We start from the raw sequence: 12,647 nt of genomic DNA, 5'->3' as shown, positions 1-12,647 counted from the left end.
GCATGTTCACCGGGAGTAAATGTAATTTATTCTTTCTTCGATTAACTATATTCCATTGTATGAGCAAAGAAAACTTCGAGTACAAGAACGCGATGGAGCGCCTGGAGGCGATTCTTGAACGTATCGACAATTCCGAAATGGAAATCGACGAACTTGCTGGTAAGGTCCAGGAGGCAACCGAACTGTTGAAAAAGTGCCGGCAAATCCTGCTGGATACGGAAAAAAGTGTACAAGGGGCACTGGAAAGCCTGGATGGGGAGGCCGATGCCTGATTTGGGCGGCATCCCTGCCATAGAGGCGCAGCGGTTGACGGTCAGGTTTCCGGTGCGTGGTGGCGTACTGGGCAAGGTGAAGGACTACTTCACCGCTGTTGACGGCGTATCCTTTACCCTGGAACAGGGGAAAATCCTGAGCGTAGTGGGCGAGTCGGGTTGCGGGAAGTCGACCCTGGCGAAATCTCTGGTCGGCCTTGCTCCGCTTGCGTCGGGGAGTATAAAGCTCTTTGGCCGCGAGGTTCAGGGTGGAAGGTTTGTTCACGATGCTCACGAAAAGGGTGCGCGAGTTTGTGATATGGTGCAGATGGTGTTCCAGGACCCGTACAGCAGCCTGAACCCGCGCCAGACCGTTGAAGAAATCCTGACCGCGCCGCTTATGGCTCGAAAAGCCTCGTTTAGTGAAGCCCATGCCCGGGCGTGCGAATTGCTGGATCGTGTCTCGATTCCCCGCGAAGCACTTGCAAAATTCCCCCACGAGTTTTCTGGCGGGCAAAGGCAGCGCCTGTGCATAGCGCGCAGCCTGATGGTAAGGCCGAAGATTCTTCTGTGCGACGAGGTGACGAGCGCCCTCGACGTCTCGGTGCAGGCGCAGATACTGCATCTGCTCAACACCCTGCGTTGCGATCTCGGACTGAGCATCCTGTTTATCAGTCATGATATGCAGGTTGTCCGCGCCTTGTCAGATGACGTGCTCGTGATGTACTTTGGGCGTGTCGTGGAGCGTGGCGCGGCAAACGATGTACTCGTAAAACCGCAGCACGATTATACAAAGAGACTTCTGGAAAGCGTGCCTACGGTACGCCGCTGACTTGCCGGGCGCTTAATGCCCGCGCTTGCACTTGACGCCGATGGTCTTGACTAGGCGTTCCTGACTTGTATCGAACTTGTCGTAGGCGAATTCCTCTACGTACACGGCCTTGCAGTCAAAGAACTTTTCGCTATATACGAGTTTCATGTTCGACGAGTAGTGATCGATGGTCATGCGGAAACTCTTGAGGTACTCGTTCTTGATGCAGGTCGTGACAAGGAAGTCTTCGAACTCGTCGAAGGATATCTCGACGATAGTGAAGACATCGCTGGTGTTTTCCTTGAGGAACTTTATCTTGCGGCAACGAGCCGAAAGGTTGTTCGCAAGCTCTGCGAATTCTTCAGCCTTGTCGGGGAGAATGTTGTCGAAACTGATTTTGATGGTGAAAAGGTACCCTTTTGCCAGTTCAGGAAGATCTTGTCTGTCTTTCATTACAATAGTACCTCACCATATCGAAAATGCGCAACTTATGCGGGATTATACCCTCGTCACAATCTATACAAAAAGGAGCCTGAAGTCAATAGGGCGTTATACTTTAACTTGGAAGTAGTCGACTTCGGGATGGCTGATGTAGAGCCCACTGACGGATGCCTGGGGGTACATGGCGCCATTCTCGGTGAGGCTGATACCTACGCTACCGAAGTCGATGAGTTTTGCCACGTTGAAGATTTCCTTGATGTTCGGGAGCACGGGGTAGCCGACGGCCGGGCGGATTCCCTTCCAGCCCTTGATGCGTGCAAGTTCCTGGCTCAGGTATTCGGCGCCAGCTTCGGCTAGGCGGTCGGCGACAGTCTGCATCAAGAGAACGTCGTAGTCGCTGCCGCCCTGTTCGGCCTTGAGCTTTTCCAAGCGCTTGACGAAGGCGTCGCTCACGGTGACGGCGAAGGCGCCCACGATGTCGCGGAATACGTTTTTACCGGCGGGAGCGGCGAAGACGCTTGCGGTGTTCGCGTTGGCAGGCGCCACATAGTCGCAGAGGGCGAGGCAAGTGCCTTCGGGGTTCTGCTGGCGTGCCGTGGCGACTTCGACAAGGTCGGAGTCGGTGCCGGTACGGCCCGTGTTAAAGATGACTGAACTTGCCGTACCGGCTGCAGGGTAGAACGCCTGCACGGCACGCAGCGCATATTCGGGCTTTGCGAGCGACTTGATGAGCGCTTCGGCATCGGCCTTGAGTTTTTGCGCTTCTTCGCAGTCGGCCTTGACTTTCCAGGTAAAGAAGAAGTATTCCCAGCTGATAAGCGGGATGACTTTTTCGAGCGCGATGGGCGGGAGTTTGCTTTCGCCCATGAACGGCGGTTCCACAGGCTGGTACTTGCTCCAGTCGCATTGGTAGCGGCGTTCTTCGGGCGTCTTTTCGGCAGCGGCCATGGCGCTTGCGGCGCCGGCCTTTATGCCTTCCTGCTTTTCGCGGATTCTCTGCTGTTCTTCGCGATTTTCCTGTATGGTCTGTTCGCCGGTCGTCGGATCGAGGAGTTTTTGCACGAGGCCTGGGTTGCTTGCGGCATCGCGCACGTGGAATACGGGGCCGTCGTAGCACGGGGCAATCTTTACGGCGGTGTGCGTGGGCGAGGTCGTTGCGCCGCCGACGATAATCGGGATGTGCTGGCCTGCGGCCTGCATGGCCTTCGCCACGGTGCACATTTCTTCGAGCGAGGGCGTAATCAGTCCGGAAAGGCTCAAGATGTCGGCCTTGTTTTCGATGACCGCCTTCACAATCACATCTTCGGGAACCATCACGCCGAGGTCTACCATTTCGTAGCCGTTACAGGCCATGATCACGGAGACGATGTTCTTGCCGATATCGTGCACGTCGCCTTTGACGGTGGCAATCACAATCTTGCCGCGGCTCGATGCGTTGGCATCCTTGCCCGCCTCGATGTAGGGCTGCAAAATTTCCACGGCCTTCTTCATGGTACGTGCGGTTTTGACCACCTGCGGCAAGAACATTTTGCCTTCACCGAAGCGACGACCGACTTCGTTCATGCCGTCCATTAGCGGGCCAGAGATGATTCCCACCGGGCTATCGCCGCGGTTGATGAGTTCCATCAAGTCCGGCTGAAGAGTGGTGGAAGTTCCCTTGAGCAAGGCTTCTTGCAAACGTTCTTCGGGCGTGGTAGGCTTTGCTTCGGCGGCAGCGCTGGCGTTGTCGTCAGCAGAGCTTGCGCCTGTGCTCATGGCGAAAATTGCCTTCGGGTCGTATTTGGTGCCCGCTTCCTTGGCGGCAGCGGCTGCTGCGGTCATGCGGCTTGCAATTTCGATGAGCGCTTCGCTCGCATCCGGTTCCGTATTGTAGATGACTTCGGTAATGGCCATGCGAAGTTCCAGCGGAATCGTCTTGTATTCGATAATCGCGCTCGGGTTCATGATGGCCATGCCCATGCCGTTCGGAATCGCGTAATGCAAGAAGGTGGTATGCATCGCTTCGCGCAGGTAGTTGTTGCCGCGGAAGGCGAAGGAAAGGTTCGAAAGACCGCCCGAGATGCGCACGCCGGGCAGGTTGTCCATAATCCAGCGGACGGCGCGGATAAAGTCGATGGCGTAGGCATTGTGTTCTGCCATGCCCGTAGCGACTGTCAAAACGTTCGGGTCGTAAATGATGTCCGAAGGATCGAAGCCGAGCTTTTTGACCATGATGTCGTAGGCGCGGGCGGCAATCTGTACGCGGCGCTCGTAATTGGTGGCCTGGCCTTCTTCGTCAAAGAGCATCACGATGACGGCTCCGCCGAGGCGCTTGATGGTGAGCGCATGCTCAATGAAAGCCTTTTCGCCCATCTTCAGAGAGATGGAGTTCACGATGCACTTGCCCTGGGCGCACTTGAGGCCCGCTTCGATCACTTCGAATCGGGAAGAGTCCACCATAATCGGCACGCGGCTGATGGCCGGGTCCGAAGCAAGTAAGTTCAAGAAGGTCTGCATTTCGGCGGTAGCGTCCAGCAGGCCATCGTCCATGTTCACGTCGATCACGTCGGCGCCGTCTTCGACTTGCTTGCGGGCGATGTCGAGTGCTTCTTCGTAATTCTTTTCGTTGATGAGGCGGAGGAACTTTTTGGAGCCTGCCACGTTGCAGCGTTCGCCCACCTTCACAAAATCTTCGGCGTTGCAGCTGTCGGCACCATTGCTCGGGCGCACCTGTTCCTTGAACAGCGGTTCCAAACCGGCGAGGCGGAGCAGCGGGCTTGTGGCGTACTTGGGCGCGGGCTTGCGACGTTCGTAATCGGCGGGCAATGCGTCAAGCATCTTGCGCATGGCGGCGATGTGTTCCGGTGTGGTACCGCAGCAACCGCCAATCATGTTCACCAGCTTGTCGTCCAGGTACACGCCCATGAGTCGCACCATGTCTTCGGGCGTGTCATCGTAACCGCCGAACTGGTTCGGGAGACCCGCATTCGGGTGGCAGCTAATATAGCAGGGCGCGACCTTGCCCATACGGCGCAGGTAGGGCACCATACCGTCGGCACCGAGACCGCAGTTGAGGCCGATAGAAAGCGGATGCATGTGCATCACGCTCACGGCGAATGCTTCCACCGTCTGGCCCGAAAGCGTACGGCCCGAGGCGTCGCTCACCGTCATGGAGAACATGACCTCGACGGGCTTGATGTCGTCAGCTTTTCCGGCGGCGGTTGCGTCTGCGGCACGCTTTTCCATCACCTTGGTGAATGCACTGGCGGCGGCCTTCGCGTTCAGCGTATCAAAAATCGTTTCAATCAGAATCGCATCGACGCCTTCTTCCACCAGCACCTGAATCTGTTCCAGGTAGGCATCTTCCAGCTCGTCAAAAGTAATGCTACGGCTCGCGGGGTCATTCACGTCTTCGCTCATGGAGAGCATCTTGCTCGTGGGGCCCACGTCGCCCAGAATGTACACCTGGCGGCCAAACTTTTCCATGGCCTCTGCCGCGGCCTGCTTCGCAATCTTCACGGCAGCGCGGTTCATTTCGGCAATGCGGTGTTCCTGGTGGTATTCGTGCTGGCTGACGCGCTGGCTTGAGAAAGTATTCGTCGTCAAACAGTCCACGCCCGCATCCACGTAACGGCGCTGGATATCGAGAATGATATCCGGCTTTTCGATGGAGAGCATGTCGTTGTTCGCGCCCTTGATGCCGTAAGTCTGAATGACAGAACCCATGCCGCCATCGAGCAGCATCATCTTGCTTTCAAAAGCTTCGCGTAAAGTCATTTTCTTGTCCATGGCACGAACCGTTGAATCTTTACTTTTATGCGTTTATTCAATTTTATGCATAAATTTAGAAAAAACCAGCCTGTGTGGTCAATCTTTTTATAAAAAAAGCGGCTCTAAAGCCGCTTTTTCGAGTCGACTACTTAAATAAGGCCGTATATGTGACGCCGTCTGTCGGAGCAACAAGTCTCGGGTTTTGTGTAACACCGTCATCCCATCCGGTGAAAACGCCTCCGTTTGTCGGCTCGGCTGTCAGTTCCATTGCCACGCCGCTGAAGAACTTGCCGGCATATGTCGCCGGAACAGCCTTTCCTTCGACTAGTACGTGGCCGGAGCCTGAGGCGTTGATGTTCACGGTAATCATGCCCTTCACGCCGAATTCGTTCTTGTAGTCGTCTATGACTGTCGTGTCGCGAGTCATGCACCAATCCTTGAGACAGCTACCGGTCTTGCTGAATCCCTTTCCGCAGGAGTTCTTGTAGTACATTTCGTCTTGCTTGAACTTCTTCATGTCGCGGGATATTTCGGCGGTATCGATGGTCGCCGTCATTGCATCGACCACTCGGGTCACATTGGCTCCGTTCAGGTTGTTCTGCAACATGATGGCGGAACGGTTCAGGAAGAGCCGGACAAAGTCCGGGTTGTTGATAAGTTGTACGTATATATTTGCGAAGCAGCCCTCGTTTATGCAGGGTTTGTTTCCGCCGCCCTTCCTAATCCACGGGAAAATCTTTGTATCCTGGTCGAACTCGCCGTTGTTTACGCCCCATGTCCAGTCGAATCCGTGGTCAAGATCGTAGATCATGAATTTCCACGGCTGCTCGGGGCTCTTCCATGCGCGTACGTTGTTGTTGGGCCAGTCGCCGTTGTGGTCGAAAATTTCTGCAGCCATGTAGTCGGCGTAGTTGCCTACATCCATCATGGTCTTGACCATCTCGTAGTTCGCATTGTTTTCGCCGCTGAAGTCGTTGTTGGCGATAAAGTGGAGCATAGCCATGTATTCGTCGGTAGATCCGTTGCTGGCGGTGACTTCGTGACCGAGATGCTTTACCATGGTGACGGTATTCGCATCGATGCCGTAGTTCGTTTCTACATAGTGTTTGTTGAAGCGCTCGCGCATGTCGTGGATGCCGTAGTAACGCCCGTTGTAGAACACCACCACCTGGCGGCTACGCTGGTAGTCGACTCCGCTCCCTTCGAGGATGGCTCCGCCCATCGCGTCTCCGATGTAGTCGCTAGCGATGCGGTTTCCATTGTTGCGCAGGTTGAATCCGCGGAACTTGCTGTTGGTCTCCTTGCGTGTCTCGAACAGCGGGTAATCGATTTTCCCGTCCTGGTACTGCTCGCGCATCACGATAGCGACGGATTTCTTGTCCTTGAGCCTGCTGTAACCGCCCATGATGGAAATTCCTGCATCGACTTCCCAGGCAGGGCTGGTGGACTTGCTGCCATCGGGGAAGTATTCTACGTGCACTGGGAATTCGGTGTCTTCGAAGAGCCCCGCGGGGGCGCTCTTCGGGGAACTGGCGTCGGTCTTGATGTAGGCTTCTCTGAAAAATGCGGAATCAACGCTTACGGCGACAACTGGCATGCGGACAGTCTCGTCGATGAAGAAAGTCCTGGTGATGACTTCGGTGGTGAGGGCGCCGGGCTGGAACGCGGCGCAGCGGAGTACGGTGTTCTTGGATAGGGTTAGCGGTTCGGAGAATGCCGGCGAATCCTCGGTCGGCTTGGAGCCGTTCTGCATGCAGCGGACGGTAGTGCCTTCGGGAACTGTCGGTGGATCGATCGTGATTTCGCCAGTGTAGAAGCCGGCGCTTTTGGTGCCGAAGTCGAAATGTGGGGCAAGGGTCGCGAATGCGCCTGCATCGTCGTTCGCCGCTTCGGGAGTGGCGTTCGCAAAGTACTTGTAGGAACCGTCGGAAGTCCGCCCGAAGCTAATGCCTGCGGGGAGAGCAGGGTAGGTAATTGAGTCGTGGATGGCGTTGTGGTTGTCGATGATGTAGAGCGTGCCGCCATCCTTGTTGAGTTTCCAGTTCGTGTGCGTGCGCGCGTGCAGCGTGTTTCCTTCGTCATCGATGCCGTCTGCGGTACCCTTGACTGTACGGACGTCCTTCTTGTCGAGGAACACAGTGCGGTAGGACTTGGCTGGAATTGTCTCGTCGAGGAAAACCCATTTCTGCGGATTGGTCAGGTTCTCTACGAGCGAGAACCCTTTCAGGTTCACTTCCTTGTCCAGCGCGTTGTAGATTTCTACCCATGCGGGGTCGTCGCCGTCCTGGTCTAGCCAGGCGAGGTTGAGCGGAGCGATTTCGTTCAGCTGTACCTGCACTTTTTCTTCTTCGACGACGTGGATGGGTTCTGTCGGGATGGGAATTATTACGTCAGATTCGGCGGCAGAGGAGGTGTCGGAGCATCCAAGGAAGCATGTTCCGAGACCTGTAGCCAAAATCGCGGAAATGCCTATACAATAAAACTTTGATTGAGCCATACTAACCATACTGGGAAATTTACTATCTAAAATGGCCGCTGTGGAAGTCGGTCCGTTTTTTTTACAGACTTTACGTTCGTCCGCTAAATTTGCGCAATATCAGGAAGTGGCCGCAAAACCCGTTTTAGGGGTAAAAAAACGCCGTTTTTTTGTTATATTAGCCATTATGGCGAGCAAGAAATCACTAATAGAACGATTTTCCAACTGGTATATCCCCCTGATCTGCAGGCATCAGTACAAGGCTCTGGCCTTCTACCTCCTCCTTGCAGTACTCCTGGCCGTCCCCATCCTGTTTAAGCCGGGTCTCAAGCTTGACGCCGACCTCTCGCACCTGCTTCCCGAAAATACTCCTAGCGTGAAGGCCCTTGAGGAGTCGTATCAGCGATTCGGGAGCACCGACCGTTTCATGATTGCCATCCAGAGTGAAGACGTGCACCTGGTGGCCGCACTGCAGGATTCCATCAGCGAATACATCCACAAGAATTGGCAGGGTGATTTCGTCTCGACGCAGGTCGATAACGACAACAAGTTCTTCAAGGACAATGCGCTCCTCTACCTGCCGGTAAAGTACCTCGAGAACATCCGCGACAACCTCGAAGACCTGCAGCTGGAAATCGGGCGCAAGAACGGCCCGCTTGTCGTTGACCTGCTGGGCGATGATTCCGCTCCGGATTCCGCCGGCAATGCAGGTGGATCCGCGCCGGCCCCTGCCAAAAAGGAACGCGTGTGGTTCAGTGCCGATATCCCGCAGGAACTAGGCCTCCCTGACGAAGCCGTCGGCGCGTTCGATGCCTTCTTCAAGAAGAACGAGAAGGAAGAAGTTTCTAAGAAGGAAGATGCCGAGGAATGGGACAAGAAGAAGCCTGTCCCGCCGGAACTGCGTACCCGCTTCATCGGTTGCCCGCAGCCCGACAGCACCGGCAAAATCCTGTTCAACGGCGTGGTGAACGCGAAACTCATCAAGCCTTCTACCGATTACGAGTTCGTGACGCATATCTTGGCGCGTACCGATTCCCTGCTTGCGTATTTCAGCAGCAAGACATACCCCGTGCCCACGCGCTTCTCCGTGGAAGGCACGTACGAGGGCCTCAAGGAAGTGGACGATGTCGCGAACGATTCCATCTTCTCGTTCGGCATAAGCCTCGTGCTTATCATCCTCCTCACGATGATTTTCTTCAGGAGCGTGAAGGGCCCGATTCTCGTGACGGCATCCGTGCTCTACGCCTGTATCCCCACGCTCGCGTTTACTGCGCTCATCTACGGCAAGTTCAACCCGTTCACCGTATTTGTCGCCTCTATCATATTGGGTATTGGCATCGACTACTCTATCCATATTCTCGGCACGTCGCAGAAACTCATGCACAAGTATGCGACGCTCGAAGAGGTTCTCGAGGCCGCACAGCGCAAGATGCTGAAGCCGTTTATCCTCGCAAGTTTCACGACGATTGCTGCGTTCCTTACCTTGCTTGCTGCTCATTTCCGCGGCTTCTATGAATTCGGCGTGGTGGCGTCGAGCGGCGTGCTGTTCAGTATGCTCACCTCGGTGCTCGTGCTTCCTGTGTTCATCAAGTGCATGGGCGGTATCCCGAAGGCTCCCGAAAACAGCCTGCTGCCCAAGTCCTGGAACGAATCGAAGATCCTCAGGTTCTTTAAGTATGCGGCATTTGCGGGCTTTGCCCTTGGCGCCGTTTCCATCTGGTTTGCTCAGGACGTGGATTTCGAACACAACCTGCGTAACTTGCGCCGCGTGTCGACAGAAAATAATCACAAGAGCAACGGTATCGCCACGGGTGTGACCCGCACGAACAGCCGTGCAACCTCTACGCCTGCTGCAGTGATGGGGAGCAAGTCGGAACAGCTCGATATGCTTTACGACACCCTGATGGTGCGTCTGCATGTGGAAAAGGATTCCACGCTGCGTAGCTTCCTTACACTCAAGACGTTTGTACCTTCGCTCGATTCGCAGAAGGCCCGCCTTGAAATTATCGAAGAAATCCGTGATCTTGCCGAGGCCCGTGTGTTCGACCGCGCCGAAGGGCAGGATTCCGCGAACATAGCAACGCTCCGCAAACTCGCCGGCGTAGAAGAGACGTTTACCGCCGAAGATATTCCGGAATGGGCGCTGGACCTGCTTCGTGAAAAGGATGGCAGTTACGGAAAGATCGGGTTTATCTACGGCGCTTTCCCCAGCTGGGATGCGAAGGCCCTGCACAGGTTCCAGGAACGCTATGGCCGCTGGAACTTTGACGGTGAAGACCTCCGTACGTTCTCGTCGCAGTTTATCCTCTCCGACGTGATTGAATCGGTGAAGCAGGATAGCTTCAGGCTTGCGCTCGTGATTATCCTCGTGATTTTTGGAACGCTCGTGATATCGTTCCGCAAGCCCAAACTCTTCCTTGCGGGCTGTATCTCGTTTGGCATGGGAACGCTACTCACGCTCGGGCTTCTCGGGCTCCTTACCGACCTGTTCGAGTTTGGGAAGATTAGCATCTACAACGTGATTGTCATCCCGATGGCGCTCGGTATCGGTATCGATTCCACGATTCACATGATTACTTCGTGGATGGCGGACAAGAACATGACTCTGCGTCAGCTGATGGATACCACGGGTCGCAACGTGATGGCAAGTTCCACCACGACCATCGCGGGCTTTGTCGGGTTCCTGTTTACCACGCACCGTGGGTTGAAGGGCATTGGCGATTTGGCCTGCATCGGCATCGCGATGTTCCTCATCACGAGCATCGTATTCTGCATGTACCTGTGTGGCACATGGTTAAAAAAGAAATAAAGCCTGCGGTTATCCCCGAATAGATTGAAGTCATCCCCGGCTTGACCGGGGATTTCCTTTTTTAACGTTGGCTGAGGATTTAGAGCCCGCGTTCGAGCGAGTAGTCCGAAATCTTGAGCAAAGTGTCGAGGGTCGCTGAGAGGCGGCCTTCTTCTTTTTGTAGTTTGCCAGTCAGTTCATTTTCCTGGCGGGTGTCGCTTTCGGCAAAGATGTGCGTTTCTTCTTGTGAGGGGTACTTCGCGATAAAGCGGTAGCCGTTCAGCCCGATGGCGGCATAGCCGGAGTAAGCGCCGAGCGATAGGCCTGCGAGCGGTTCCGGCACAGATGTAGAATCAGCAGTGTGTACGCGCAGCAAGTTGTGTCCCATGAATATGTTTGGCACTGCAAAACCAGCTAACTCAAGTACGGTGGGCGCGATATCGATCTGTGCAGCGGTCGTCGTATCGCGTACGGCGTCAAGCCCCTTCCCGTGAATCATGAACGGAATCCAGCTCACGTTCGAGAATCCGCCGCCGTTCATCGTCGAGACTCCATTTTCGCCTAGCGGGAATCCGTGATCGGCCATTACGATGACATAGGTGTTCTGGTACCAATCCTCGTTTTCGATAGCATGGAAAAAGCGCGCGATTTGCCTGTCGGCATAGCCCATGGTCACATTGATGCGTTCCTGGAGGGGCCTGTTCTTCTCCTCGTCGGTCATGCCTGCCGCAAAGTTGAACGGGTAATGGTTTGAGCGCGTCATGAGGGTGGCAAGGAAAGGCTTGCCTTCCTTGGAGAGCGTGTCGCGTACGTATTCAATCGCGTGGTCGACGAATGTGGAATCGTCCTCGAAGTCGCGGTTGTAGTGTTGTGCGGTGTACCACTTGTGCATCCATACGCTAAGATTGTCCCATGCCGGGTCGGCCGCCGACAGGTAATGCGTGCTGTAGCCGCTGTCCGTAAGCACCGATACAAAGCTCGGGAGGTTTATGGGGGCTAGGTCGGTCGCCTGCAGCAGGCGCGAATGGTGTGGAATGCCGATATGTGTCGAAAGTACTCCACCCGTGGTGGGGACTCCGCTGGTGTGCATGCGCATCCATGCGTGTGAATGTGCTGCGAGCGAATCCATGAAAGGTGTAGGGGAGGGGCTCTTTTGTGGGTTCATATAGCCTACGTTTAGCCCGCGTTGCGATTCCATGAGGACCAAGATGAAGTTCGGCTTCATGATGCGCTGTGCCTGCAGTTTTTCACTATTCAGGAGTTCTGCACTGGGCACGCGGTAGAGCGGCAGGTGGTTGCCCGCGTCGCTGTCCTCGAATTTCCAGAGGGTGTCGCCTTCAATTGCCTGCCACAGGTCCTGGTAACTCGCCTTGTATGCGGCAAGTTCCTCTTCGCTCAATTCGGCTCCGGCCTTTTGCTTGACAAACAGGTCCTTGTATATGAGCGAGACGACCGGGCGCAGTTTTGTCATGCGGGATCCGCCTGTCCATATAAAGTAGACGAAGAGGTAGGAGGCGATGTAGAAGACAATCATCACGATGACACTTTTCTTGAGGCAGAAAACTCCCGTGTTGGTCGCCGGAACGCGCAGAACCTTCTGCAGCAGCCTGTATAGGGCATATGCAAGCGGTACAATCAGGAGCAGTACGGGAATTTGCAGGAACGGTACGCTCAGGTCGTTTGCCATGTAGTCCCAGAACATCACGATAGACGATGTATCCTTGTAGGTATCGACAAGGCTGAACGAAAGGTGGCTGCCGAGGAAACGCTGTACTTCGTTGTCGAAGAACGTAAGCGGGAGGAGAATACCCTGGAATATTGCGTAGATCTTGACGATAATAGTTGCGGGGCGCTCGGGCTTCTTGGCGATAAGACTGGCTATTACAGCCGCAATGAGGAATACCAGGAGAGACTTGCATATCCACATGAAGTCGATGCTTACGGCGTGGAATATGAACCAGTCCGGTTTCGATACGAACGGGAAGCCATAGGGATTGTCGCGGAACAGCAAAAGAATGCGCAGCAGGATGTGCGCGCCCCATGCGGCGAGCGATATCAGGATCAGCTTGTGTATCGCGCCATATATCGGCCTTAACTTGCCAAAAAGAATTTCAAACTTTTTCATAAACG

General features: G+C 55.0%; 7 protein-coding genes. 3 read left to right on the top strand and 4 right to left on the bottom strand.

The window, feature by feature from the left end; all coding sequences use genetic code 11:
- The first annotated feature begins 59 nt into the window (after positions 1–59).
- Positions 60–272, top strand: a complete 213-nt coding sequence (gene xseB / locus B7994_RS10865; protein WP_088638482.1) for an exodeoxyribonuclease VII small subunit — start codon at positions 60–62, stop codon at positions 270–272.
- Between the two features lie 34 nt (positions 273–306).
- Positions 307–1,083 carry an ABC transporter ATP-binding protein gene (locus B7994_RS10860; protein WP_233143180.1) on the top strand — a complete coding sequence of 259 codons (777 nt, stop codon included), beginning with the start codon at positions 307–309 and terminating at the stop codon, positions 1,081–1,083.
- 12 nt (positions 1,084–1,095) lie between these two features.
- Here B7994_RS10860 and B7994_RS10855 read toward each other — a convergent pair whose 3' ends face one another.
- The 3 genes from B7994_RS10855 to B7994_RS10845 form a co-directional block, all read right to left on the bottom strand.
- Entirely contained in the window at positions 1,096–1,515 is a 420-nt protein-coding gene (locus tag B7994_RS10855) for a hypothetical protein (RefSeq protein WP_088638481.1), read from the bottom strand.
- Positions 1,516–1,611: 96 nt separating this feature from the next.
- Positions 1,612–5,271, bottom strand: coding sequence for a methionine synthase (gene metH / locus B7994_RS10850; protein WP_233143179.1), 3,660 nt, complete (start codon positions 5,269–5,271; stop codon positions 1,612–1,614).
- A gap of 127 nt (positions 5,272–5,398) precedes the next feature.
- Entirely contained in the window at positions 5,399–7,708 is a 2,310-nt protein-coding gene (locus B7994_RS10845; RefSeq protein ID WP_233143178.1) for a CotH kinase family protein, read from the bottom strand.
- Between the two features lie 208 nt (positions 7,709–7,916).
- On the opposite strand from B7994_RS10845, the gene B7994_RS10840 reads away from it, so the two are divergent.
- On the top strand, positions 7,917–10,538 hold the full coding sequence (locus B7994_RS10840) for an MMPL family transporter (protein ID WP_088638479.1): 2,622 nt from the start codon (positions 7,917–7,919) through the stop codon (positions 10,536–10,538).
- Positions 10,539–10,617: 79 nt separating this feature from the next.
- Here B7994_RS10840 and B7994_RS10835 read toward each other — a convergent pair whose 3' ends face one another.
- Positions 10,618–12,642: an LTA synthase family protein gene (locus B7994_RS10835; protein ID WP_088638478.1), complete on the bottom strand. Its 2,025-nt coding sequence runs from the start codon at positions 12,640–12,642 to the stop codon at positions 10,618–10,620.
- Positions 12,643–12,647: the final 5 nt, after the last annotated feature.

The organism is Fibrobacter sp. UWR2 (genome assembly GCF_002210285.1).
Lineage (GTDB): Bacteria > Fibrobacterota > Fibrobacteria > Fibrobacterales > Fibrobacteraceae > Fibrobacter.
Note: the sequence above shows the minus strand (reverse complement) of the source record. Positions and strands in the feature narration are given on the sequence as shown.

What these genes read in the sequence shown, in the direction of transcription:
- B7994_RS10840 (WP_088638479.1), top strand. Translation starts at nt 7,917, where the DNA reads ATGGCGAGCAAGAAATCACTAATAGAACGATTTTCCAACTGGTATATC.
- xseB (WP_088638482.1), top strand. Translation starts at nt 60, where the DNA reads ATGAGCAAAGAAAACTTCGAGTACAAGAACGCGATGGAGCGCCTGGAG.
- B7994_RS10835 (WP_088638478.1), bottom strand. Translation starts at nt 12,642, where the DNA reads ATGAAAAAGTTTGAAATTCTTTTTGGCAAGTTAAGGCCGATATATGGC.
- metH (WP_233143179.1), bottom strand. Translation starts at nt 5,271, where the DNA reads ATGGACAAGAAAATGACTTTACGCGAAGCTTTTGAAAGCAAGATGATG.
- B7994_RS10855 (WP_088638481.1), bottom strand. Translation starts at nt 1,515, where the DNA reads ATGAAAGACAGACAAGATCTTCCTGAACTGGCAAAAGGGTACCTTTTC.